This is a genomic window from Citrobacter sp. 21OH12SH02A-Citro (assembly GCF_027919895.1).
Taxonomy (GTDB): domain Bacteria; phylum Pseudomonadota; class Gammaproteobacteria; order Enterobacterales; family Enterobacteriaceae; genus Citrobacter; species Citrobacter braakii.
In genome coordinates this window covers 4,234,886-4,261,384 of sequence record NZ_CP114801.1, presented here as the reverse complement: position 1 = coordinate 4,261,384, position 26,499 = coordinate 4,234,886, and the positions used below count along the sequence as shown (strand labels likewise).

16 protein-coding genes, 1 tRNA gene and 2 pseudogenes are annotated in these 26,499 nt (G+C 44.9%); 10 read left to right on the top strand and 9 right to left on the bottom strand.

Going from position 1 to position 26,499, the window contains the following annotated elements; all coding sequences use genetic code 11:
• Window positions 1-11: 11 nt before the first annotated feature.
• Window positions 12-1,055 (bottom strand): L-idonate 5-dehydrogenase, encoded by a 1,044-nt coding sequence (gene idnD, locus O6D90_RS20585; protein ID WP_271143217.1) that lies wholly within the window; start codon window positions 1,053-1,055, stop codon window positions 12-14.
• 216 nt (window positions 1,056-1,271) lie between these two features.
• Here idnD and idnK point away from each other — a divergent pair, with 216 nt between their 5' ends.
• A complete protein-coding gene (gene idnK, locus O6D90_RS20580; protein ID WP_016155583.1) occupies window positions 1,272-1,793 on the top strand; it encodes a gluconokinase in 522 nt (173 codons plus the stop codon).
• Window positions 1,794-1,823: 30 nt separating this feature from the next.
• On the opposite strand, the gene ahr is transcribed toward idnK, so the two are convergent.
• Window positions 1,824-2,843, bottom strand: coding sequence for an NADPH-dependent aldehyde reductase Ahr (gene ahr, locus O6D90_RS20575; protein ID WP_016155584.1), 1,020 nt, complete (start codon window positions 2,841-2,843; stop codon window positions 1,824-1,826).
• A 221-nt stretch (window positions 2,844-3,064) separates the two neighbouring features.
• On the opposite strand from ahr, the gene O6D90_RS20570 reads away from it, so the two are divergent.
• The 4 genes from O6D90_RS20570 to O6D90_RS20555 all read left to right on the top strand — a co-directional run bounded on the left by O6D90_RS20570 (window position 3,065) and on the right by O6D90_RS20555 (window position 7,206).
• Window positions 3,065-3,149, top strand: a tRNA-Leu gene (locus tag O6D90_RS20570).
• Window positions 3,150-3,347: 198 nt separating this feature from the next.
• Complete coding sequence (locus O6D90_RS20565; RefSeq protein WP_271143216.1) at window positions 3,348-4,601, top strand: tyrosine-type recombinase/integrase; 1,254 nt, start codon at window positions 3,348-3,350, stop codon at window positions 4,599-4,601.
• Between the two features lie 551 nt (window positions 4,602-5,152).
• Window positions 5,153-6,499 carry an ATP-binding protein gene (locus O6D90_RS20560; RefSeq protein WP_271143215.1) on the top strand — a complete coding sequence of 449 codons (1,347 nt, stop codon included), beginning with the start codon at window positions 5,153-5,155 and terminating at the stop codon, window positions 6,497-6,499.
• On the top strand, window positions 6,496-7,206 hold the full coding sequence (locus O6D90_RS20555; protein WP_271143214.1) for an HNH endonuclease: 711 nt from the start codon (window positions 6,496-6,498) through the stop codon (window positions 7,204-7,206). Before O6D90_RS20560 ends, O6D90_RS20555 begins: the two co-directional genes overlap by 4 nt.
• Window positions 7,207-7,605: 399 nt before the next feature.
• Here the strand turns inward: O6D90_RS20555 and O6D90_RS20550 are convergent, their stop codons facing one another.
• The 6 genes from O6D90_RS20550 to O6D90_RS20525 are packed head-to-tail and all read right to left on the bottom strand — an operon-like array spanning window position 7,606 to window position 18,699.
• The gene (locus O6D90_RS20550; RefSeq protein ID WP_271143213.1) at window positions 7,606-8,319 is read right to left on the bottom strand and encodes a M48 family metallopeptidase; all 714 of its coding nucleotides are present in this window, start codon (window positions 8,317-8,319) and stop codon (window positions 7,606-7,608) included.
• Window positions 8,319-11,414 carry a type I restriction endonuclease subunit R gene (locus tag O6D90_RS20545; protein WP_271143212.1) on the bottom strand — a complete coding sequence of 1,032 codons (3,096 nt, stop codon included), beginning with the start codon at window positions 11,412-11,414 and terminating at the stop codon, window positions 8,319-8,321. The genes O6D90_RS20550 and O6D90_RS20545 overlap by 1 nt, the downstream gene beginning before the upstream one ends.
• A complete protein-coding gene (locus O6D90_RS20540; protein WP_271143211.1) occupies window positions 11,411-13,441 on the bottom strand; it encodes a DUF262 domain-containing protein in 2,031 nt (676 codons plus the stop codon). The genes O6D90_RS20545 and O6D90_RS20540 overlap by 4 nt, the downstream gene beginning before the upstream one ends.
• A complete protein-coding gene (locus O6D90_RS20535; RefSeq protein ID WP_271143210.1) occupies window positions 13,434-14,867 on the bottom strand; it encodes a DUF262 domain-containing protein in 1,434 nt (477 codons plus the stop codon). The genes O6D90_RS20540 and O6D90_RS20535 overlap by 8 nt, the downstream gene beginning before the upstream one ends.
• The gene (locus O6D90_RS20530; protein WP_271143209.1) at window positions 14,864-16,240 is read right to left on the bottom strand and encodes a restriction endonuclease subunit S; all 1,377 of its coding nucleotides are present in this window, start codon (window positions 16,238-16,240) and stop codon (window positions 14,864-14,866) included. Before O6D90_RS20530 ends, O6D90_RS20535 begins: the two co-directional genes overlap by 4 nt.
• The gene (locus O6D90_RS20525) at window positions 16,237-18,699 is read right to left on the bottom strand and encodes a type I restriction-modification system subunit M (protein WP_271143208.1); all 2,463 of its coding nucleotides are present in this window, start codon (window positions 18,697-18,699) and stop codon (window positions 16,237-16,239) included. The genes O6D90_RS20530 and O6D90_RS20525 overlap by 4 nt, the downstream gene beginning before the upstream one ends.
• A gap of 427 nt (window positions 18,700-19,126) precedes the next feature.
• On the opposite strand from O6D90_RS20525, the gene O6D90_RS20520 reads away from it, so the two are divergent.
• The 4 genes from O6D90_RS20520 (at window position 19,127) to O6D90_RS20505 (ending at window position 24,441) form a co-directional block, all read left to right on the top strand.
• Window positions 19,127-20,359, top strand: a complete 1,233-nt coding sequence (locus O6D90_RS20520; RefSeq protein WP_271143207.1) for a metallophosphoesterase family protein — start codon at window positions 19,127-19,129, stop codon at window positions 20,357-20,359.
• 1 nt (window position 20,360) lies between these two features.
• The gene (locus O6D90_RS20515) at window positions 20,361-22,157 is read left to right on the top strand and encodes a hypothetical protein (RefSeq protein ID WP_271143206.1); all 1,797 of its coding nucleotides are present in this window, start codon (window positions 20,361-20,363) and stop codon (window positions 22,155-22,157) included.
• Complete coding sequence (locus O6D90_RS20510) at window positions 22,147-23,100, top strand: hypothetical protein (RefSeq protein ID WP_271143205.1); 954 nt, start codon at window positions 22,147-22,149, stop codon at window positions 23,098-23,100. Before O6D90_RS20515 ends, O6D90_RS20510 begins: the two co-directional genes overlap by 11 nt.
• 381 nt (window positions 23,101-23,481) lie before the next feature.
• On the top strand, window positions 23,482-24,441 hold the full coding sequence (locus O6D90_RS20505) for a toll/interleukin-1 receptor domain-containing protein (protein ID WP_271143204.1): 960 nt from the start codon (window positions 23,482-23,484) through the stop codon (window positions 24,439-24,441).
• A 105-nt stretch (window positions 24,442-24,546) separates the two neighbouring features.
• Here the strand turns inward: O6D90_RS20505 and tnpB are convergent.
• A pseudogene (tnpB, locus tag O6D90_RS20500) lies at window positions 24,547-24,858 on the bottom strand (IS66 family insertion sequence element accessory protein TnpB).
• Window positions 24,859-25,275: 417 nt separating this feature from the next.
• On the opposite strand from tnpB, the pseudogene O6D90_RS20495 reads away from it, so the two are divergent.
• Window positions 25,276-26,426 (top strand): annotated as a pseudogene (locus O6D90_RS20495) (IS3 family transposase).
• Window positions 26,427-26,499 lie beyond the last annotated feature (73 nt).

Below are 26,499 nucleotides of genomic sequence, written 5' to 3'. Positions count from 1 at the left end.
TATGTTCTTCCTTATTTTGTTTCAGCAAAAACGAGCTGGACTTTCGCTGCCTGGGTTTTATCCCCGGCAAAGATCAGCGCCTGTTCAAGCTCGGTAAACGGATATTCGGCGCTGAGTAATGGCAGCGGATCGATAACGTTATTCGCCAGCCACGACACCGCGGTGTTGAACTCGGTGGTAAAGCGGAACGAGCCTTTGAGCGCGATCTCTTTGCCGATCAGCATCATCATCGGGAAGTCCGGCACCGCGCCGCCCATGCCGACCTGCACCATCACGCCTTTCGCGCGGGTGACTTCCAGGCAGGTGGTGATTGAGGACGGATGACCGGAGACTTCGAAGCTGACGTCGAAGTAGCCTTTTTCTTTTTTCCACTCATCGAGCGAGTCCTGCTGCGGGTTAATCAGCGTGTCAGCACCCATCTGCTGGGCCAGCGACAGCGAGCGCGGGCTGATATCAGCACAGACAATTTCTGCTGCGCCGAGCGTTTTCACTGCGCTGACGATCAGGCAGCCGATAGGCCCCACGCCGGAGATAAACACGCGTTTTCCCTGCAGGTCTCCTGCTTCATGCGCGGCGTGGATCGCGACTGCCAGCGGTTCGGCAAAGGCCATGACTTTTTCATCGGCGTGCTGGGGGTAGGGGATGCACTGCGCGGTATCGACGGTTTTAAATCGGGTAAAGCCGCCGTCAACGTGGGGAAAATACATGGCGCTGCCAAAAAAGCGCATTTCCGTGCACTGGTTTTCTTCGTGCTGCAGACAGTATTTACAGTGGCCACAGGGCTTCGACGGATTAATAGCCATCGACTGACCTTCATGTAATTCTTTTGAGTCGCTGTGCACCACTTTACCAATAACTTCATGGCCTAAAATCATCGGTGCTTTAACGGTAAAATTACCGACTTTTCCTTCCTGATAATAATGTAAGTCGGAACCACAAATTCCTCCTCGGGTAATTTGTACCAGCGTTCCTTTATTATTCCATTCAATATTTTGGTCGGTAATGGCAACAGTTTTCTTACCCGCGACAACGCAGGATTGGGTTTTGACTTGCATAAATGCCTCACTGGTCAGGTAGTAACCTCGGCAGCATTTAAACGGTTTTGATTGTTATTATTTGTGATAAAGATCACGCTGGAAAATTGTTACACTACAATGTTACGCATAACGTGATGCGCCTTGTAAATCTGCTCAGCCACGCCGAAAAAAGGTGAATTCTGCAATGTGGAAGGCGTAGTATCGCGCCATGGAATATGAATCTGGAGTTTTTCAATGGCCGGGGGAAGTTATATTTTGATGGGCGTTTCGGGTAGTGGTAAATCTTTAATTGGCAGCAAAATTGCTGCGCTATTATCGGCTAAATTCATTGATGGTGACGATCTCCATCCGGCCAAAAATATTGATAAAATGTCTGAAGGTATTCCATTAACCGATGAAGACCGACTACCGTGGTTAGCACGATTAAATGACGCTTCATACAGTTTATATAAAAAGAATGAGACCGGGTTTATTGTCTGCTCGTCATTAAAAAAACAGTATCGCGATATATTGAGACAGGGCAGTCCGAATGTGCATTTTTTGTGGCTGGACGGCGATTACGAGACCATTCTGGCGCGCATGCAGCGTCGGGCAGGGCATTTTATGCCGGTGGGATTACTCAAAAGCCAGTTCGATGCGCTGGAGTGCCCGCAGGAGGACGAACGTGATATTGCCCGCATCGACGTGAACCATGACATTGAGCATGTGACGGAACAGTGCCGCCAGGCGGTGCTCGCGTTTCGTAACGGGCAATAAGCCCAGCCCCTTGCGGGACTGAGCCTTGCATCAGAAGTCGGCTTTCAGCACCACGCGGTAGCGGGCTTTGCCGTCACGCACGTGCTGGATAGCGTCGTTAATTTGCGACATCGGGTACAGTTCGGTGGTGGGCGACACCTTGCTGCGCCCGGCAAACTTCATCAGCTTGCGCAGTTCGAACGGCGTACCGGTTGCCGAACCGGAGATGCTGCGATCGCCAGCAATTAAGGTGAACGCTGGCACCGGCAGCGGCTTCAGCACCGCGCCGACGGTATGGAAGTTACCGCCGTAGGCCAGTGCTTCAAAATAAGGCTGCCAGTCGAGATCGACGTTAACCGTGTTAATAATGAGATCGAACTGGCCCGCCAGCGCTTTTAGCGCATCCGGATCGCGGCTGTTAACCACCTTATCCGCCCCCATCGCCAGCACTTCCTGCTCTTTCGCCGGATTGGAGCTGAACGCGGTCACTTCGCAACCCATCGCGTGTAACAGCTTAATGGCGATATGTCCCAGGCCGCCGATGCCGATCACCCCAACGCGGCTGGTGGCGGTGATATGGTGCATCAGCAGCGGTTTGAACACCGTGATACCGCCGCACAGCAAGGGACCCGCCGCCGCCAGATCGATGCTTTCCGGCAGCGGGATCACCCACTGCCAGTCGGCACGCAGCTTCTCGGCAAAGCCACCGCGATTGAGAATAGTGGGAACGGAACCTTCGAGACAGTTAATCTGATTGCCGCTGATACAGGCGTCGCAGTGCCCGCAGCTGCGCGCCGTCCAGCCAATGCCGACGCGCTGACCAACCTTCAGACCTTTATCTTGCGCCGCGCTGCCGAGCGCCGCCACGCGACCAATCACCTCATGCCCGGCAACCAGTGGATACTGAGAGAACCCCCATTCGTTGTCGATCATCGACAAATCGGAATGGCAGATACCGCAGTAATCGACCTGGACTTCGACATCTTCCGGCTTAAGCTCGCCCGCATCATATTCATAGAGTTCGAGTTCGCTGCCCGCCGCTTTTGCGGCGTAGCTTTTTATCATCGACATCGTGTTTCCCTCAGTGTGGTGTTGAACTGGAAGTGTAGAGCATGGGGAAACGGGACGCTTCGCAGAAGGGGGGGATTAATAAGGGGACAAACTGTGACGATGGTTGCAGGTGAGAAAGGGAATGCTGAAATTTTCAACACTTAGCGAGTCAGGCACACGCTGGTGCTTGCATGGTGGCGCATGACAGGTATAATCCACAACGTTTTCCGCATCCCTTCCGTGCCGGAGTGGCGAAATCGGTAGACGCAGTTGATTCAAAATCAACCGTAGAAATACGTGCCGGTTCGAGTCCGGCCTTCGGCACCATCGGAACATCAATAGACGTCAACGGACGTCTTTTTTTGTGTCTGAAATCCAGTATCTGCAAGGCTTTCCTCGCTTTTTCACTCAACCTAAGTCAACCTGATTCAATCTACATCAACTTACTGATGTGGGTACAACTGCGGGTATATCGCGGTTCGATAATGTTTGTACCCACAAAGAACCCTTGAAAGGATACTCATCATGGCTCTGAGTGATGTGAAGGTACGTTCGGCAAAGCCTGAAGCAAAAGCTTATAAGCTGACGGATGGTGACGGTATGGTTTTGCTTGTTCACCCGAACGGTTCGAAATATTGGCGGCTGCGTTATCGCTTTGGTGGTAAAGAGAAGATGCTGGCGTTGGGGAAATATCCTGAAGTCTCTCTGGCGGATGCCAGGGGACGCCGGGACGAAGCCCGTAAGTTATTAGCTAATGGCGTCGATCCCAGTGAAAACAAGAAAGCCGTTAAGGTAGAACAAGAGCAGGAAGCGATAACGTTTGAAGTGGTCGCCCGAGACTGGCATGCCAGCAATCAGAAGTGGTCCGCATCGCATAGCGCCCGTGTATTAAAAAGTCTCGAAGATAATCTCTTTGCAGCCATCGGTAAGCGGAACATTGCTGAATTGAAGACACGGGATCTGCTTGTACCCATCAAAGCTGTCGAGTCATCCGGGCGGCTCGAAGTTGCCGCCCGTTTACAGCAGCGTACTACCGCGATTATGCGCTTTGCCGTGCAGAGTGGCTTAATCGATTACAACCCAGCACAAGAGATTGCCGGTGCGGTTGCTACGGCGAAAAGACAGCATCGTGCTGCTCTGGAACTTAATCGCATTCCTGAATTGCTTCACCGCATCGATCACTATTCTGGCAGGCCGTTAACTCGACTTGCGGTTGAACTCACTTTGTTGGTTTTCATTCGTTCAAGTGAACTGCGTTTTGCCCGCTGGTCAGAAGTGGATTTTGATACTGCCATGTGGACGATTCCAGGTGAGCGTGAGACGCTGGAAGGCGTTAAACATTCTCAGCGTGGTTCAAAGATGCGGACGCCTCATCTTGTTCCCTTGTCGCGTCAGGCCCTAGCCATTTTGGAACAGATCAAAAGCATGAGTGGGAATCGAGAGCTGATTTTTGTAGGCGATCATGATCCGCGTAAGCCCATGAGTGAAAACACGGTGAACAAGGCGCTGAGAGTAATGGGCTATGACACGAAAACGGAAGTCTGTGGGCATGGTTTCAGAACGATGGCCTGTAGTTCTCTGATTGAGTCAGGATTGTGGTCGAGGGATGCGGTGGAGCGGCAGATGAGTCACCAGGAGCGTAGCTCTGTACGAGCAGCTTACATCCACAAGGCGGAGCATCTTGGGGAGCGTAGATTGATGTTGCAGTGGTGGGCGGATTATCTTGATGCGAATAGGGAAAGGGCGGTGAGTCCATTTGATTTTGCAAGAATAATGTAAAAAATATGATCGCGGCAGTATTAGCTGCCGCGATCATATTTTCATTATGTTTTCACCGAAATGTCTCTTGTTGTAGAATTATTATGGTCCTGGTAAAGACCATTTTTCAGGAAATCCGAGCCTGCACCGGTCAGTGCAAACTGATATTTCCAGAGAGCTGCAAGGTCAACAAATCGATGAGTGAAACCAGTATTAATAGGATGATAAAATTATAGAATACGATGGTGAAATTATTGGCCATAGATTTTTGCATACGATGAGTTTTATCCTGTATGAATAAGACTTTGGTTCGAGTTACAGTTAGCTTATGTATATTTTAGGCATTTAAAACCATGCGTAGTCTTGGGATATGTTGCAGTGGTATTATTTGGATAGATAAGAACAGAGCAGAGAAGTCATCATTGATGACTTGGGTTGTAATTTGAGAAGGAACGCATTTTTTAACATAGACACTAGGTTTTAAATCGTTTATCTGTTAAATATCTAGAAATATAGTCTGGCATTAGGCATAAATATTATAGATACAAATATTTATAGGGAGGAAGAGGATAATGGCTATAGTTGATAGCGTGCAGTTCAACACGTGGCATGGGAACTTGAAGCATGTAGAGCTGCTGCATCCAGAAAGAGAACTATTGGGGCGTGGCTTTGAAATGACATTGATCACGGGGGAAAATGGTTCTTACAAAAGCACGCTTCTCAATAAAATCGTGTCTGACTTGGTCACTAGCTCGAAGTCTGTAGGCAACAACAATGACTATAGTCAGCAGAATCCCGTTCAACTTTTGTGCATATCAGGTTCATTGGCCGATCGCTTTCCACAGAAAGAGTTATCCAGTGGGGTGCATACTGCTTTTGATGTGCCTCACTATACCTATTTTGGGCAGCGTATATTCTCGAATCTCTTAAGTAAAAAAGCACCACTGGAAACAATGCTTAGTTATGCTCTTTGCCCTAGCCGGATAGAGCGTTATAAATGGAAATTTTTTTCTGCTGCGCATAAATATGCGGGTATTAATCCTTCAATTAAGTATATTTTTAGTTCGCGGGTTAATAAGCGTCAAGAGCTTGCAAATTTACGCAATGAAATTGAGAGAAAAACACCTGAGAGCGATTCATCTCGCGCATCATCAAGATCCTTACCTGATGTGTCATATGCGACTGCTCAATGGTTGCTAGCTGAGTTTAGTCATGATGAATTTAGAAGTCTTGAATACTTGTTAACTGCTGGGAAGCGGAAGGTAGAGTTAACTATTGACAGCGATGGACCTCATTGCAGTCAAGTAAGCCCAAATGTTTTGCGGCTAGGTCTTCTTACTGATTTACTAAGTTTAGCTGAAGTAAAAATCAACACAATATGTTCAGGGGAAACATTTTCAATATATGAATTGAGTTCTGGTGAGTTTCACATGTTTACCACTATAATGGGAATTGGTTTTACACTTGTGGATTCAGCAGTGCTACTCATTGATGAGCCTGAAAATAATCTTCACCCACAATGGCAACGAGATTTAATGTCGTCTGTATACGACATATGTGAAGAAGTTATGTCTGAAGGTCATCTTATTGTATCTACTCATTCACCACTAATTGTAAGTTCCGCACTAGAAGGATGCACCTTAGTGGATTTAACGGATGAAGAAGCCCAGTTAAGAATCGTAAGATATGGTGCTTCATCAGATGAGTTACTTTTATCCCAATTCGGTGTTGGATCCAGCCGTAATAGGGTTGTTGTTGATACTGTACAACGTGCTATATCATTTGTGGAACGAGGCGATTTTAATAATCCTGAGTTTGAGTTAATGACTCCAAAACTACAGTTTATTAGGGATTCGTTGGCACAAGAAGATCCGATGATTGATATTATCAATGCCCTTCTTGAAAAGGATTCAATGTGATTAATATCGGTTTTGAGAAAATTGATCCAGTGCCGAATTATCCGGATGGTACAAGTGCAGCCACTTTATCAGGTCTTACGTGGAACTCTGGAACAAATCAAGTGGTTAGCTTCAAAGCAGGTATAAAAACAGCACTTAGGAAATCACAATTCGCGCGTTGTTGTTTTTGTCGGCGCCTCATGTACCATGATTATGCAACACATATTGAGCATTTTGTGGACAAGGGTGGATATCCTATTTACACATTTGAGATTCGGAACTTAGCATTGGCTTGTGGCACGTGCAACACAAATAAAAATGGCTATTTCTCCACATGGGCAAAACGGTTTTCAAAGCGTTATATAATACAAGGGATTCCAAATAATGCTTATTGTCCTGTTTTGAAAAATCAGATATTGGGCAATGCAAATTTTCCCACTAGCTCTGCGGAGTTTAGGTGGGTCAATCCATATGTTCATAACTATTCGGAACATATTGAAATTAAAAAAGGATGGATTTTTCATGGTAAGACCCCTGAGGGAAAACGAACTATTCGCGGCGTAAAGCTCAATGACGTTGGTGTGGTCGAAAAGCGCGCACTATCCGAGCGTTTAGAAGCACGTGGTGGAAAGCTTTCAATGTTGGTTGGTGCTCTGGGAGAGTTAGAACAACACAGAGCACGAGATGTTGTCCAAGTTGTAGTGGCAGCAATTAAGCGTCGCCGATAATAAGAGTGCCTTCGAGATTATAAACTACGTGAAACAATTATAAACGATAGTTTCCAATAACTTGTCGCTAGCGACAAGTTATTGGCATGTTATATAAACATTGAGTATAGACCTTGTTAGAAGGATATAAATTTGTACGATTGAGAAGAGCTTAATCTCAGGCCGTGTCATCATTCACAAAACTATAGGGCAGGATCGTCTACCGGGGTGGGGTCAGTCCAAAGATCCAATAATTTTCCCATGAAGAGTTCAACTATATACACAAAATACCGGTCTAAAAAGACAGGTCACTGCTCCTAGTCTCGATTAAATCCCTTTACTGTCAGTGCTATAAAAATAGTCATTAATATAAAATTATTATTCATTGAATAACTCTTATACCTATTGTAGATGTAAGAGTTAGTATCCCCAGTGATTATAAGCTAATGGCATCTTATTCAACTTAGCTCTGTGTTCACGCCAGTTTGGCAAGTGCATACTCATCAGGCCGATAAAACGCTCATTGTGCTTGCGTTCGTGTAGATGAACTAGCTCGTGGACCACAATGAATTCAAGGCATTCAGGAGGTTTTTTCACCAGTTCGAGATTGATCCAGATACGTGCGGTTTGGGGGTTACAGCTACCCCATTTAGTCTTCATTCGCTTGATGCCAACATAACTGGCTTCAACTTTAATTTCCTGCTGCCATTTTGCCATTAACTTAGGCAGTCTTTGTTTTAAAATCCCGCGATACCACTGGTTGAGAACCGCTTCCCGCTGGGCCGTATCATAATGTAGAGGTACTTTCATGCGTATCCAACCACCCTGAAGTTTCACTTCAGCGGGCTTATCTACTAAAACTACATCCAGCCGATATCCTCTTCCCCAAAGATAGTGTGTTTCGCCACTACACATTTCTCGTTCACTCTGGCGCGGCTGAGCCTGAAATTGTGCTTGCTGCTGTCGGATCCATACCAGCCTTCTGACAACAGCCATCCTGATAGCTGTATCTGACAGTGAGACGGGGGCCGATACTCTTACTCGTCCATCCGGAGGAAGTACGCTGATATGCAAGTTTTTGATTGGCTTACGCTGCAAATCAAGAGTGAGCTCACCAAAGGTAACCAATGGCATCAGCGATACTCCTTCTGTGCTTTCACCAGGGCCATTACATCTGCGACCGTCACTGAATAACCTTTGATCTCTTCCGCGATAGCGAAACTAATCTCGCGTTCTTTAAAACGATCCCCATACCAGTCGGCCTTTTTGGTATGACGGACTGCGGCATCTATCTTTGTCACCAAGACTTCATCCTGCCCGAGGTTGTCATACAACGCTTTCTTGGCGAGGGTATCAATGCTTGCTGGATAAGTACTTTTACTACCTGACTGCGGATGTTTAACCTGCTTCGCCAGTTCACGTACGTGCTCCAGATACTCTTGATAGGAGATCGCCTGTTGACGACGAAGTGCGATCAGTTCATCAAGCAACACCGACATTTTTTCGTAGTATTTCGGGTTGACTGGGTTTTCATCAACAATGGTTCTGCGAACGTTATTTTCAATCGCTTCAGCCATGGCCTCCTGGTTGCCACGCATGTCGGCTGGAAGTCCATCCAGTGCTTCTTCTCCGCGTTCAATAATCAACTCAAGCAGTCCTAGTTCCTCAAAATCCATGAGGGTTTCACTTGGATCGGCATCCACCCAAAGATCCAGCATCTGTCGCATGCCTGGCTCGAACTGTTTCATATCCACGAAATCGCCACTGGCTATTTTTATCTCATCGCGTACTTTCGAGTAAAACTCAACATCGATGCGGATTTGAGCTGCCTGCTGCTCGCTATAACCAGCATCTGTTAGTTCACCTGCCAGATTGGTAAAAGCGCGGATAAGCTTCGCCACGGATTGGTACAATGTTAGACGTAAAGCTTCTTTCTCAGATATCTGCTCTATTGACGCCCCTGATTCTCCACAGAAATAATGCTGATAATCAAGTTGATTACGTGGCATTTTAACTGGCTCGCAAAGGGTGCGAACGGCATCCAGAGCACCATCCAGATCGATTTTTGCCTGTTGCAATCGATCCTTCAGTAAACCGGCTACATCTTCTTTGTCGTAGCCGTCGAAGGCTTCTGCAGTGTAGTCCTGAACTGTTTTTTCCAATGAGCGGAAAAGGTCTTTATAGTCGACAATATAGCCGTATTCTTTATCTTCACCATCCAACCGGTTAACGCGACATATCGCCTGGAAGAGGTTGTGATCGGCCATTTTCTTGTCGATATACAGGTAAGTGGCTGACGGAGCATCAAAGCCAGTCAATAACTTATCAACGACTATCAGAAGGCGCATCTGACCCGGTTCTTTGATGAATCGTTGTTTGACCTCTTTTTCGAAATCACTCACACGTTTGGCTGCTTCAGCCTCAGGTTGTTCAAAATACTCCGCAAGCATTTTGCGATAGATGTTGTACTTGGCCAGTTTCTCAGTCAGTCCTTCGCCGCTCTCCTCGCCTTTAATCTCACTGGCATTTGGCTGGTAGCTCGTCACAATCGCACATTTACCGGCAAAACCAGCTTCACTAAACATCTCATAGCATTTGCAGGCCTGATAGACGCTGGAACAAACCAGCATGGCGTTACCACGGCCGTCGGCGAGTCGTGGTTTTTGTTCGAAATCGAGAAGGATGTCCGCGACAATCTGTTCTAGTCGCGAGCGGCTCGACAATAGCTTCTGCATTGATGCCCATTTCTGCTTGAGTTGCTGCTGGCCAAGGCGAGAAAGTTTAGATGTCTTAGCATCAAACCACTGGTCGACTTTTTTCTGCGATTTGACCCGCTGATCGATGTCACGAGCTTCGTAGCGCAAGTCCAGTACAACCCCATCATTGACTGCTTCATCAAATTTATAAGTGTGGATATAAGGACCGAAGACCTCCACTGACTTTTTCTTATCCTTCTTCATCAGTGGGGTGCCGGTGAAACCGATAAATTGCGCATCTGGCAGAATGCTTTTCATTGCTGAATGCAATTTGCCGGATTGGGTTCGGTGGCACTCATCCACAAACACGAATAATTTTCCCTTCGGACTAAAATCGGCAGGGATGTTACGTTTTATCTGTTCAATGAAATCGTCAGTGTCTGCATCTTTGTCTTCCTCCTCTTGGCGACCAAATTTATGTACGAGCGAGCATATAAGCCAGGGTTTGGTTTGATTCAGGCGAGTCACCAGATCTGCGCCGCTTCTGGTGCGAAGGATCTCTTCTTCCACACCGTTAAACACTTTCTCGATCTGTTCATCAAGTTCTGTACGGTCGGTAATGATCAAAACTCGGCTGTCGGTAATATTTTCTCTGATCCATTTTGCCAGCCAAACCATAGTCAGACTTTTACCGCTGCCCTGGGTATGCCAGATAATCCCGCCTTCATTGCGTTGAATAAACGGTTTCGTTGCAGTGACCCCAAAATATTGGTTATGACGGCAGGTTTTTTTCACTCCAGCATCGAAAACGATAAAGTCGTGGATTAATTCCAGCAGGCGCTGTTTATTGCATATCTGAGCCAGGTGACGATCAAGCATGTTGGTGTGAGATGATTCAGCGGCTTCTTTCCATTGAAGGTAATATTTCTCCGGCGTTTCGATTACACCATAGCGAAGCCCTTCTAAATCATTACCGGCCATCACCAATTGGATAGTAGTGAAGAAGTTGCGGATGAAGGCTTTTTGCTGATTATCGAGGTTTTGGCGGATGCCCTCTGAGACTGACACTGTAGAACGTTTAAGCTCAATGACACCAAGCGCAATACCGTTAACATACAGTACCAAATCCGGGCGTTTTTTATTTTCGCCGTTGTAGGTCACTTCTTCAGCTATAGCAAAATCATTGGCTTCTGGATTTTTCCAGTCGACCAACCACACTGTTTGATTTTGCTCACCTGCACCTTCTTTATCCTTTACGCCGTAGCGTAGCAGGCGATACACCTCTTTGTTTGCATCATAGAGGATACGACCTTCACCGAGGCTTGCGGCTCGATCCAGCTGCCGTAATGCTCGGGCGATTAGGACTTCTGAAACACCGCGTTTTGTTAGCCAGGCCGAAACTAAGCTAGGCTCGATGTTGCGGTTGTCTTCTCTTTTGTGCCAGTTACCAAGATAGTGATAACCGAGATGATCGGTGAATAACTGGATAACACGTTTTTGTGTTATGCGTTCACGTTGACCAACACTGTTCATAACACCTCCCTAAATTCGCTATCACTACCACCTGCACTGGTTAACACTGCCAGCATTTCCGCTTCGTGAGTGGCGATTTCTTCTTCCCCCCACTGATTGTTCTTCTTCATCAGCTCGATCATGGCGAGCAGTTTCAGACTATCAATTTCATTCCGTTCAAGACTCGCTTCGAAGTGCTCTTGCTTTTGTTTTGGCTGGAAATTACTCAGTCGCGAATTCTTGCTGTGGCTAATCAGGCTGAGATTACCGAAGGTATGCAACGATGTATCTGGTAATGTCCTATAGCCATCCATGGGGTGCTGGGGATAGAAATGCTCTACTGAACTCCGGAAGGTAAATTCAAAACGTTTGACTACTTCAGCTTTATTTCTGTCACGACACCAAAGTAAGTAGTCCAGGTAATTGAATACCAGGTTGTTTGCTATCATCCCAAAGCGCATCTTCTTCTTAATCTTGTCCGACAGTACCGCAGGTTGGAGATGTAGCTCTTTACCGTAGATAATCTCAAAATATGATTTTGGTTCTTGTTCTGCCAGGAAGTTTTGAAAGACAAACGCGGAGGCGAGATGCTCCAGATACCCGAGGTACTTCCTTGCATCTATCTGGTTTTCAGCGGAATGGGCATTAAACAGATAGTACAAAGCTCCATTCAACCAGTGTTTATAAACCAGAGTAGGGGTTGAAACGTGGAATGCGGAAAGCAGCATCAAAATCTGTCGGTTGATGCTGGTATTGTTACCCTCATCTTCATTAAACGTATTGGTATAACTGGTACTCTTCTCCGAATACCAACGCAGACGCTTCAAACTCCAGCCATCGCTACCTTTCGCGAACTCTCGTTTTATCACGAACTGATCAAAAAGATATTTGCATTTGAGAAGTGCAAAGACGAAATCCTGTACCGCTTTAACCGGGTCATTCTGCTTTAACAGCCGAAGTTCGAACTGTTCGATTAATTGTTTGTCGTCAAGCGGAACATCTACTCTGTTCTTACCTATGTTGCTGCAGACACGCAACACATGGAGCAGGAAGTTGGAGAAGTTGATAACACTATTAAAACGCTCTGAGCTACCCTCATCTTCTTCACCTCTATCACCACTTATGATTGAAGATGACTTGATAATGTCAGCCAGTGTGCGGTTTGTTTGGTTCACTCTTGTGCCAAGCTCAGAAGCCGATGGGATAAGCAAATCAGCCAGGGAATTAAAATCAGTGGGCACAAATTTCCCCCAATTTTCCTGCCCAAATAACTGATGACGTTCGGTAGGTGTAAAACCGTACTGGACATAACGTTCCATGTTGGAGCAGGCATCCCAAACTCGTGAGAGGGTGCTCAAGCTGCTCTGTCGATCTTGCTTGTCCGTTATCTTGTTGAGCGCAGCCATGAGTCGCGCTTTCACCACTTCATGCTTTTCAAGTTGCTCGCCACGGTTATTCATCACCTCAAAAAAATGATTGAGGTCGGTATCGGCAGGCACTTCTATTCGGGCAATTTGTACATAGTCGAATAGATAGGTACAAAAATGGTTTAATGGCTCTCCAACTAGCTTCAAGTCGCGCAGCACTTTGCCAATCAGCTCATAGCCATTAATCAACCCTTCGTTAAATGCCTTGCTTCGAAGTTTATGTGGTTCGACGCCTTGCCAGAGGCGTGCAAAGGTCTCACTGGATTTTGGTCTACTCTCGAACCCCAGATTAATGCCCTGGTACCAGCTCATATCCAGCGAGGATCCCGCATGTTTTTTTAACCAGTTAGCAAGAAGGGATAGGGTAGTAAAACGTTGCTGTCCGTCGATTATCTCTGACTGTCCATCAGGACGAGTAAACACGACCAACGTACCGATGTAGTAAGTTTGAGGTAGTGGGCAATGCAGACCTTTTTGCTGGTAGTCGAGTATGTCCTGCACAAGTTGAGTGATTTCACCCTCTCCCCAGGCATAATTACGCTGATACATGGGGATAAGATAACGAGATGCATCGCCCAGTAATGATCTGACCGTAAAGGATGTTACCTTTGCATCACTCATAGTAGTTCATCTCCTTGAACAGCCTCACCAGCTCATCTTGCTCATAGTTACCGGTACGGCGGTTATTATTATTTTCTGAAGCCCGAATTGTGAGTAGCGGCATAGATAGTACATCACCAGGTATTCTGGCTTCTTTGATTACCCGGAACAGATTATTTTCCAGCACGTACTTATCCATGGTTGCAAGTTGTACTACTTGCTGTCGGATACGGCATCTGTATGCCCAGATAAAGCTTTTCTCGATGGCTGCAGATAGCGACTGCCCACCAAATTTGTCGATATAAAAGATCAGAGCACAATCAAACATTGTGCGTATATATTGATCCCCTGTTCGATAGCGATTTCTATAGCTATTTAACGTTCTTAGTATCTGGGTTGCCATTTCACCAAGGACTGCACCCTGAATCATTAACGACTTTTGAGTGCGAGTGCTGACACGCTCACTGGCGATAATTGCCGATACTTGTTGCTGATAGTGTTCCGCCATTTCGAAAAAGCGTCTTCCATTGATAATCATCTGATCGAGATGGAAAGGGAAGCGCATTTTCTGGCCATCAATCTTGCGCTGGTACTGATTGTTATAGTCATCCACAAAATGGTGAGCCATGCGCAAAGATTCCACATAAGGGAACTGACCAATCTGGTCAAGGTTGATCCCTTTGAATAGGCCGACCTCATCCTTACCAAAGAAACGAGCTGAATTCCCCTGCGACCACTGACGCACTCTATAGAGATAGGATGCGAAAAGATTAGCCAGGTCATCACTATGCAATCCTTCCCAATGGGCAACGGATGCAGCTTTCAGTTCCACCTCATGGCTGGCGAACTCACGTAGATGGAAGGCTTTAAGCAGGTCGTGTGGATCCAGATCTCGCCCACGGGCATTTTGTGAGTCGAAAAACTGAAAGGCTTCAGATAAGTCAGTTAGTACAAAGGCCACAACCTGGCAGCGATTGAGAAGAAAATCGATATGTTGCTCGCTGAATTCTCGATGGCTAACCCTGCGTTTTAGTTCCTGATAATTCTGGTACAGATTGTATTCTGACACTTGGCTAGCAAAGCGTTGCCGCTTCATAAAACTTTCAACGGAGGGCCTTAGCTGGACTAGCGTTTCCTGCAAATCCTGACGCTCCAGCTCAGCAAGCCGGGTTTCGATAAGGGCCCATACGGCTAAAATTAATGTCAGTGTTCGTTGCTGGCCATCAACGATATCAAGTCTGTTTTCTGCATCGCTCCCAGCTTGATGAAATACTACTGAGCCCAAGCGGTAGGCCGATTTATCGAGATGGCTGTTTATGTCCGCAAACAGTTCGCTGATATTTTTCACAGTCCATTTATAAGGGCGCTGATAGGCTGGAATTGCTACGTCAGTCAGGTTAAGAAGACCCTTGACCGACAGAACTGTCTTATCAAGGGTATGTTTCATGGCTGTTGATCCAATGGCAAACGGATTCGTCCAGTCAACAGCTGCTGCATCATGCCCTGTTTTATATCGCGGAATTTGGCGAGCTTTTGTTCTAATGCCTCGAGTTCAGCATCCATATCTGAGAGGATGGTGGCGATTGCAGTTTGTTCTTTTTTGGCTGGTACTGGTATGGGTAAACTTGCGAATTCATTCCCATTAACTCCTGGTTGACCGCTTCGCATTGAATTTGTAGCTATCCAATTCCAATACTGCTGTGTCTGTAGAAACTGGAAAAGGAATTTTGAATTTAGGGATCTTTGATCTGGCGTAATTTTTATAAGAAATCCTGCATACACAAGGGTGCCATCCTCTGGTTTGTAAAGATAAGATTTACCAACGCTAGCCCCTGTTCTTGCTAAGACAATATCCCCTTCCTGTAGTATATAGGAATCAGAATGTGGGCTATTTACACCGACTTTCTCAGTGGGTCTAAAATATCCGTTGTCACTAATATCAGTTATACGAATATAAACGGGAATACTCCCCCCCAATTTTACTGCTGGGGCATTAATTCCGTAACGCGGTGAATCATTGAGTAAATAGCCAAGTGGGTGTACTTCCCAATCTTCCGGAATCCTTCCAAGCTCACTGAGTTTATAGCTCTTGAGTGTCCCATCGGGGCGTTTAGAAAACAGCGGTAAGCGCGTGTGACCAGTCAGCAGTTGCTGCATGCTGGCAGTTTTGATTGCTTTTTTTTTGACGAGCAATTGCTCTAGTGCGGTAATTAGAGCATCAGTATCGGATAGAGCTTTGCCAATAATATTCTGTTCTTTTATTGTTGGCCAAGGAAGTTTCAAACACAAAAAAGCACTCTTTGAGATGTTTTTCATGCTGCCACTTGTACCGGTAGCAGTGTCTTTTATTTTTTTTGAAAAAGGAGGGAAGCTGAGCAATGTAGCCAGCCACTTAGGATTGTGAGCTGCATCCTTTTTGAATTTCATTTGCCACAAGCGGTCAGGCAAAAAACTATCTAAATTGTTTTCAGCAACATATCCAACCTCCCCAACCAAGGCAGGTGTATTCATCCGACTAACAATTATCCCTCCTTTAACAGGAGAGCATTTAGCACGCTTTACATCAGTTGGCAGGATAGATTTTTTTTCAGATCCATCAAAATGTCCATTGAATACGCATGATGTTTTGAGTATGTGCTTTCCATGCGAGTAGGCATCAATTTCATCAATAGAGTTAACACTTACCCCGGCTTCTAGTACAGAAACGATTGAATTCAGGTTTATTTCATCCCAATCATCGGGAATTACCCCAGCTTCCGTAAGCTTATACCCAGCTGGAATTGCTTTTTCATCATGTATTTTGCTCTGATTTTCCATCATGCCCACTCCAAACCCATCATCTTCAGATGAGCCGAAACTCTGCCCTCTAACTCAGCCACGCTTTGAGTAAGATTGGGCAGAGTAGAGCTATAGCGTTCTTCAAGTTCTTTCACTCGATTCGACAGCCGCTGCGTGATACGCTCAACCTCCGCTTCTAAGGCCCTGACTAGGTTTCCCTTCCATTTATCCTGCACAAGAAGAGTTTTTATGGCCTCTTCGGTGAGCTTTGGATAATGAGAAAATACCGCAAGATCCAGCTTTTCCTGTGCTTCTTTATTCGCTTTTTTAGCTTTGGCTTCAGCATCGAACAACACCTGAGCAGATTTTAGAACTACCTTTTCTTCTATATCAGTTGCGACTTTAAGTCGTGCCTTAACGCTGGCAGCAGTTACTTTCTCTTTGTCGTTCATCGCATCAGCAAGTAGCCCATCTTCACCGCTGTTTTCTTCAAGGAAGCTTTCAAGTGCCTGGGCTGCTTCATCATAAGCGACCTGAAGTTGATCAAGTTCCAGTTTCTCGGTAGCAAAATAGCGAGCCACTAAAAGGGCTGGCGGCAATAGTTCAGCCTTATACTTCTTCTTGCCTATTACCAGATCCGGTATTTCTTTGAGTTTTTCACCTATTTCTACAACCAGCTCACGTAAGACTTTGCCTGCTTGCCAGCCATCCTGACTCAAAACATAAACATCGTCCTGCATCACCTCCATCCAGTAATCCATCAGTAACTGATAGATGGCGTAGTTCTCAAGCAGTGGGGCATCAGTTGCGGTTTCAGATGCATAGGCAGCGAGGAGTCGCTCGCCAATTTCTTCAATCAGTTGTTTTGGTGAGTCACCACGAGCAATTTCTTCAAGCTGACAACCTGAAAACCAATTTTCAAAGGGTATGAGTGCATCAGCTTTGAAAGCGGCAAATTCCGGGTGTGCCAGGATAGTGGTCTTTACTTCACTTGCTTCGACTCGTGCATTGCTGTAACCAGGTCGGGCAGGCTCGAACAGTTCCTGACGTAAAGTCGGGAAAATTTTCCAGTAAGCACTAAGAGCATCGATATCACGATCAGGGATGCCACCAGCTAAATGACCCGAAAGGTCATGTAGATCTTCCGGATCGCTGCTGTCGATATAGCGAGGGATATTGAGATTGAAGTCGTTGGTCGCAATTTCTGACAGCGGTACCATGCGGCTGAAACGGGGGATTTCCTGCTCATGATTAAATGCATCGACAATTTTATGGATGTCCTGGGCGCGTAGGCGATTTTTATTACCGTCTTTAATAAAGCCCTTACTGGCATCGATCATAAAGATGCCTTGCTGACTCTCGCCATTAGCATTGAAAGCTCGGAGCTGGGCATCTTCTTTATCGATGACAATAATGCATGCCGGGATACCGGTGCCGTAGAACAAGTTAGCGGGCAGGCCAATGATGCCTTTGATGTAACCCTGCTTAAGCAGATTTTCACGAATACGCGCTTCAGCATTGCCCCGGAACAGTACGCCGTGAGGCAGGATCACTGCGCCTTTACCTGTGCTCTTGAGACTCTTGATGATGTGCAGCAGGAAAGCGTAGTCGCCGTTCTTTTCAGGTGGAGTCCCCCAGACAAAACGGTCAAAAGTATCATTCGCAGCATCTAGCCCGCTAGTCCAGTTTTTGTTGGAGAAAGGGGGGTTAGCTACAGCAAAGTCGAAGGTTTTAAGGTTATCGTTGCCATCCTTCCAATGTGGATCGGCTAAGGTGTTACCTTTCCAGATTTTAGCGGTGGTATTGTCATGTAGAATCATGTTCATGCGTGCCAGTGCGCTGGTCGCATAATCCATCTCTTGGCCATAAATGGTCAGCCCTTTCGGACCGGCTTCGTCGCTGGCTTTCAACAGCAGTGAGCCTGAACCACAGGTAGGGTCATAAACGGTAGCATCCTGTGGTGTCTGTTTGCTGATGCCAATCACTTTCGCCAGAATGCGTGACACCTCTGCCGGGGTATAAAACTGCCCCTTGGATTTACCTGACTCTGTAGCAAAGTGACGCATCAAATATTCATAGGCATCACCCAGCAGATCGTCTCCGTCAACGCGGTTGGCTGAGAGATCCAACCCTTCGAAGATTGCCACCAGCTTGGAAAGACGGTCGATCATTTCCTTGCCTTTACCCAGCTTGTCTTCATCATTGAAGTCGGCAATGTCGATAACACCTTTCAGGTCATTAGCTTCAGCCAGTAATCTGATGGTTTTGTTAATTTTCTCGCCAATTTCTTTGTTGCCCTTGAGAGCAACCATATCGTCGAAACTTGCCCCTTCCGGCACTTCAATCATCGCGTAAGGGTTGCCCTTAGCTTTGTCAGAGACGTACTTCATAAACAGTAGGGTCAACACATAGTCTTTGTACTGTGAAGCATCCATTCCGCCACGCAACTCGTCGCAGCTCGCCCAAAGGGAGGAGTAAAGTTCGTTCTTCTTGATAGCCATATGGTGTCCGGTGAAAACAATGCATGTAACACGGCAAAGAGGGGACGACACAATCGCCCAAATAGTTTCTGCCCCGTAAGAATTTACGAGAGAGTTTATCAAGTTGACGGTGCTTCGACCATGATCCTCTGCCTGTCGTAAAGACGAAGATCGTGTTGTTTTACTCTTTTACCTCGCATGGCGGGCAACTTTTAGATTTCATACCATCGCCTTCAGCAGTACCACCATCAGGAAATCGGCATCATCATGAAGCTGCAGTTCAAAGGGGGCAAACTGAGGAGTAGGACGTCTGCTTTGAGCGGTCTATGGACATTTATCTCTGGGAGGAAGTGAAAGGCCTCTAAAAATGATTTTTCCTTTAAAACGGGATACTTACACAACTGTGATATCATGCAACAGTATTAGTATACCTATAGGTATCTGGCATATGAAAATAATAATCATTAGTGATTTACATGTTGGTGATGCGGCTGTTTCAACTGAGTTTGCAGTAGGGAGCTCTAACAACGCTGTAAAAAATCAGTTTCTAAATGAATTAAGGCATCTTGCTAAACAAGAGGATATACGAGCTGACTATCTTGTTGTCGCGGGTGACATCACCAACAGAGCAACCAGAGAAGAATTTGAACTTGCATCTACACGCTTGAAAGAAATAGCGATGATTGTGGGAGTAGATCAAGAAAAAGTCTTTTTTGTTCCAGGGAACCACGATGGTAACTGGATTGAAGAAGAACTCTCAATGACCTCAAAAGAAAACATTAATACAACAATTGAACGCAAATATAGCAACTTGCGCTTCAATGACTTTTTTAAACAATGTTTAGACCGAGCTCATTTTGGCTGTTATTACAATGAACCATATTTTGCTATTTGGAGTGATGAGAACCTCAATATTATTGGTGTGAACAGTTCGGTTTATGACCACTATGATAGAAAACCTCATCATGGTATTATTCGCAAACAGGATTTAACAGAACTGGATAGAAAGCTTCAAGAACTGAAGATTGCATATAGCGAGAAGATTAATCTGCTAGTCGTACATCACCATCCAATCCAGCAGCCTGATTTACCTTTTGATGCCGCTGACCATAGCATCTTACAAAATGCAGCTACCCTGATGGATATTGCGTCTAAGCATAACATTAATTTTATCGTACATGGACATAAACATATACCTAGGCTTGCACAGTATTCTGACGACTATCAGCATCCTATTAATATACTTTGTGCTGGCAGTTTCTCTGCGCGTTTAGATGATAGATGGTTCCAAGGGGTACCGAATACTATTCATCAAATTGAAGTTGATAAAATTTGTGATGTAAACAAAACCCCTTTAGGGAAGGTAGTGACTTGGTCACACAACACAGGGCATGGGTGGACAAAAGATGAGTCCATTAACGGAATACCGCATAAAGAATTTTTTGGCAATCGCATGTTACCTATTGAACTAAAAAAGCAGCTAAAAAAATCTATTGAGAGTTTTTTCGAGACGCAGACACATGTAAGGTGGAGTGAACTATCTAATCATTATGCTGATATAATATATACTTCGAGAAAACTACTTGAAAAAACTATTATAGATTTATCGGATGAGGTTGGCTTTACAATATTTAAAACTCCAGGACAAGAAGAATTGTTTATTTTGCTGAAGGGAAAATAACATGCATAACTTATTTGGGTTTAATAATATATTTGAACACTCTAATGCTAGATATTTCACTTCAGACCAACTAGCTGAAGAGTTTGTTTGGACTCCAGCATTTGAATCTCTAATATCTAACAAAAATCATATAATACTTGGTTCTCGAGGTTCGGGTAAGACTGCTTTGATTAAAATGCTTTCTCATGAATGTCTTACTAAGTTAAATGATGAAAAAGCAAGAAAAATCATAGATCAACGCTCGTTTATTGCGACGTATATTCCATTGAAAGTTGAATGGGTAAACTCAATTGGTGATATTGATGATAATAACCAGCTTTTTAAGTGGAGTTTGAACTTATCTTCATGCGCAAGGTTTCTAGATACCATACGAAGCTGCCTTCATTCGTATGTTGAGGATGAAATAGATAGGATTATCAAAGAAAAGTCCATTTGTAATAAAATATCAGAATTATGGTTGTCTAAGAAATTAAATACAATTACCGATATTTATGACGAGCTAGAGATTACCGAATATAAAAAAAATATTATTTTTAATAAGATGAAGCTAGGTCTTAGATTAAGTGATGATGATCTTATGGTTGGGCTTAACTTTAATACCGACCTATTTAAGCCTTTAATAATGGCGCTATCCACGGTAAGGAAAGAAATAGGGTTTTCTAATTCCTCTACATTCTGTGTTTGTATTGATGAAGCTGAATTCTTAACTAAAGAACATCATAGAATATTGAACACGCATATGAGATCATATAATGAAATCGTATTCAAAATAACAACAATGCCATACCGGCACTACACTCTGGAAACTGTTACTGGCACTCCATTAAACATGGGGCACGACTTTGATTATTTAAATATTGATAAGCAAGGCCTCCATGGTAGTTCAAATAATAACTCTCATGATTTCTTTGAAAATTTCGCAGATAAGCTTTTTAGAAAGAGAATAAACAATTCATCTATTATAAATAAAGATATCACACTCGAGTTTCTTTTGGGTAATTCAATATTAGTTGACTCCCCTAAAGATGTACTCCCTGATGATAAACTGATGGAGAAGGTGAGAGAGTATTGTGATTCCAGTACGATCAAAAGAGCTGAGAGGTTATTGAAGCAAGACTATTCTCTTTTCGAAAGCTCAGTATCAAGGAAATTGAGAGGGACACTGATATTAAAAGATTCCTTTCAGCGTTATAAAGGAAATGCTTCGCCATTTATATTTTCTGGGTATTCACTGATAGTAAGATGTTCTGATGGAAACCCCCGTCGACTATTACGGTTATTCAATTATCTTTTTTCAAGGAATATTGAATCTTGTACTGAACTTAAGCCACTATCAGACAAGGAACAAGGTGCGAAACTAAAAGAGTTTTCATACTCAGAGCTAGATGGTTTAAACCTAGAGGTGGACGGAAAGAAAGCTTTCGATTTGTTTACAACAATTGGTAGGTTTTTAAAAGACAAACTTCATACAGACAAAATAAATACAGATACATACAACTCATTTTCATTCGATGTTGAAGATGATAACGTATGGAAGTATATAGAAACAGCTGTAGATCTAGGTTTAATTTACCCAGATTTTAGAGGGTTGGATAACGATAACAAAATGCCAAACAGAAAAGGTAGATTTTCCTTGGCCTTTTGTCTATCACCTCATTTTTACTTAATGCCAAGAAAAGGAAACTCAATCAAATTATCTGTGATAATGAACAACTCTTCTTATAGCCGATTTAAAGCTATAAATAAAAACAATGATGATGGACAATATAGTCTAGACTGGGAGGGGGATGATGAATAAATTACATGTAGATGACTTATCAATAGGTGAGCTAAGTCAGTCAAAATATGATATTGCATTATTTTCTTGTGGATACGAAGAACGCTGTATTGATGTGGCTACACGATTGAATAAGGATAATATCAACCATGTGATTGTTTTAGCTTTTGATCAACATAAAGAAGATCCAGTTCGTATCGATAGTTTGAGTTATTTTTCAGAAAGCTGGGCTGGCTTCAAATTGCTAGAGATTTCACAAAGAGAAATTTCTGAAATACAAAAAGCACTAAGTGAAATAATTAATACAGTTAATGTTACGGAATTAAAAATACTAATTGACTACACTTCGATGTCTCGAGCTTGGTATGCAGCTATTTTAAACTACCTAGTCAATTTTTGTGAATTAAGAGTAACAGTTGATTTGATATATGCAACTGCAGTGTATAAAAATTTAAATCTCAACGTTGAACTAGGTGAGTTACGCATAATTCCGGGATGTGAAGGTATCTCATTAACCAAAAGACATAATGCAGCAATATTTATGTTGGGATTTGATAGATATGGTCCTCAACGTTTGTATAACTTATTAAACCCAAACAAATGCTTTGGTATTATGGCTGCACCAGCTGCAAGCTATGACTATGAAAATACGTGTTTAGAAAAAAACAAAGACTTTATTTTACACTGCCTTGGTGGTGAAGATAAACTCATAAAATTGCCAATTAACAGTATTGCTACATGTTATGATAATATGTCACAAATGCTCTCTCCTCTTAGATCTGAATATAACGTTTCCATTATTCCATTTGGGCCAAAGCCACATATTTTAGCGGCGATATTATGTAGCTTTAATTATCCTAATGTTACCTGCCTATACTCTGAATATATTCGAAATGAAACTACGAAAGTTGAATCCTCCGGTGATTTTGTAATATCTCGCTTGCATGTCAAAAAATATGAATAATTTATTTATTCTACTACATTACTAGATGGTTTAGTTTGGGTGTGAGATGTTCTAAGCAGCTCACCCAAGCGGGCCACATGTTCTGACCTAACGATCAATAGCGTTTGTGATGTCAGCTTTTGGCACGGAAAGGACACGTTAACTGAGCTAAAAGTCCGCTGTGAGCGAAAGGCGGGTCGAGTGATATCTCAGTCAGCTAAGGATTCGCTATCATGGATGCCCGCCTTGCTAGATATTCAGTAATTATAACCTACATGTTACTGCAGATAACGAGGATTTTTTGTAACGACAGCGTATCACCCGCCTTCTATCAGTCTCTGAGCGTGGACGGTGAATGAGTTCAAATCGCCCAGATGTGTTGCGATTCACAGACACCAGTATGTGGCAGAATCCGCATATGAAGCACTGCGCAATGAGCTTGAGAAGCACCTTTCCCCCCTGAAGCGCATGGGGAAGATCACCACATGGCACGATCGCCGTATTGTACCTGGGCAAGAGTTTGAACATCAGATCGACCACTATTTTTCGCAGGCAGATATCATCTTGTTGCTAATTAGCAGTGATTTCATTGCTTCTGATTATTGCTACCAAGTCGAGATGACCAATGCCTTAGAGAGGCATAAACGGGGTGACGCTGTGGTCATTCCTGTAATCTTGCGAGAGTGCGCATGGCATCAGCTACCGTTCGGTAGCATTATGGCGGCGACAATCGACGGTAAACCGATTACCAGATTTGCTAGCCACGATGAAGGCTATGTTCAGGTCGTCAATGCCGTCTCTCGAGCTATTACCAATTTAGAAACGAAAAAGCCGCAGCATATTGTGCACGCCCCAGCTCCGGCTAATCCAATGCTTCAGGCGACGGATACAGTTTTTACGCCGCGTTCCAGCAATCTTTCACTACCAAAGAGTTTTACTGACCTCGATAAAGATCGCGCCCGTCGCGAGGGTTTTGAGTATGTCGCTCGTTACTTTACAAACTCGCTAGACGAACTCAAAAATCGCCATGCAGGGCTAGATGTTGATTTCCATCGGCCTGATACTGATTCCTTCACATGTGCCGTGTATGTCAACGGTAGTAAGGTTGGTCAGTGTGCCATCTGGCGTGGCAATCAACATCATGGGATGGGGGATATCTGTTATAGCCAGGATAATGTTGTTCGAAATAGCTATAACGAATGCCTGAATCTTGCAGATAACGGTCAGACACTCGGTTTTCGTGCTCTTATGGGGGGGTATAGCCGTAGCAATTCACGAGAACAGTTACTAACGAATGAAGGGATGTCGGAACGCCTCTGGGAAATGTTCTTTGAAGTAGTCAAACAACGTATGTCCCAATGATTCACAGCCCTCAGATAGCTTAACCAGTCCGATTTGAGCGCTGCTGTCCAAGTGAATGACTAAAGGGATTTAGAAATGTAGCAACTTAATCTTGCCAGGTTATTGCTACTTCAGTGCATTATCCTCCAGCAGCATGGCAAGCAGTGCCGGTGTAAGGAACAGTTTGCCGTCCCGGGCGGAAGGCCAGACGAAACGCCCGCGCTCCAGACGTTTTGTCAGCAGCCACTGCCTGTCGCCGGTGGACCAGAGCAGTTGCACTTAGCAGCCCCGGCGTCCCCTGAAGATGAAGACATAGCCGGACATCGGGTCATCCTTCAGGACAGTCTGGACTTTAGCGGCAAGGCCGTGGAAGCCGTTTCGCATATCGGTGATACCTGCCACTATCCAGATTCGGGTTCTGGCAGGCCGGTTAATCATAATTTCCCTCCGCTCATCATTTTCTGCAGCAAGAGGTCCAGCATTTCTGCAGATGGATTGTGCAGGTTGATATCGCCGTGTATCAACCGGGTTTGGCGAACTGTCAGGGACAGCGGTAAGCGGTGGTTCAACGGACGTCAGTTCCACGGGCAAAAGCGTGGGCGGTGCGGCTTTGCGGTATTTACGCCGGGGGCGGGAGACTCGGCCCTCGCGCTGTCAGAGGCGCATCCATTTAAACAGCTGATTGTCATTGACGCCATATTCGCGCTCAAGCGCATCCACGCTGCCACCTTCATTGCTGGCTTTGAGTGCCTTTTGACCAGTTGAAGCTTCAGTTCAGGAGAATGTAGTGGTTTACTGAATTTGGCCACCTGAACAGAGGTGATATGCTCACCTCAGAACAACACTGGTGACCTAATGAAAAGAAGAAATTTCAGCGCTGAGTTCAAACGCGAATCCGCCCAGCTGGTTATTGATCAAAACTACACCGTCGCTGAAGCAGCGAAAGCCATGGATGTTGGGCTTTCTACAATGATGCGATGGGTAAAGCAGTTGCGGGATGAACGACAGGGTAAAACGCCAAAAGCCTCCCCTATTACTCCGGAACAAATTGAAATTCTTGAGTTAAAGAAAAAGCTACAACGTATTGAAATGGAAAATGAAATATTAAAAAAGGCTACCGCGCTCTTGATGTCAGACTCCCTGAACAGTTCTCGTTAATCGGGAAACTCAGGGCGCGTTATCCTGTAACCACACTCTGCCATGTGTTCGGGGTTCATCGCAGCAGCTACAAATACTGAAAAAGCCGTCCTGATAAACCAGACGGCAGCCGGGCTGTATTACGCAGCCAGGTTCTGGAGTTGCATAACATCAGCCATGGTTCTGCTGGGGCAAGAAGCATCGCTACAATGGCAACCCTGAGAGGCTTCATGATGGGGCGCTGGCTTGCCAGCAGGCTCATGAAAGAGCTGGGGCTGGCCAGCTGCCTGCGCACCGTTATAAACGCAATGGTCGCGAGCATGTAGCTATCCCGAATCACCTTGGGCGGCAGTTCGCAGTGACAGAACCAAATCAGGTGTGGTGCGGCGACGTGATGTATATCTGGACAGGAAAGCGTTGGGCTTACCTCACTGTTGTTCTCGACCTGTTCGCAAGAAAACCGGTGGGATGGGCAATGTCGTTCTCACCGGACAGCAGACTGACCATCAAAGCACTGGAAATGGCGCGGTAAACCAGCCGGGGTGATGTTCCATAGCGACCAGGACAGCCATTACACAAGCAGGCCGTTCCGGCAGCTACTGTGGCGTTACCGGATCAAACAGAGTATGAACCGACGCGGAAACTGTTGGGATAACAGCCCGATGGAACGCTTCTTCAGAAGCCTGAAAAACGAGTGGGTGCCGGTGACAGGTTATATAAACTTTAGCGAAGCAGCTCATGCGATCACAGACTATATCGTAGGGTATTACAGCTCGCTCAGGCCGCATGAATATAACGGTGGATTATCACCAAACGAATCGGAAAACCGATACTGGAAAAACTCTAAAGCGGTGGCCAGTTTTAGTTGACCGCTACAGAATAATGCTGCCGGGAATGGCGTAGTTCAGAGCTCACCGAGGTGTCCACCTGCAAAAAATAAGT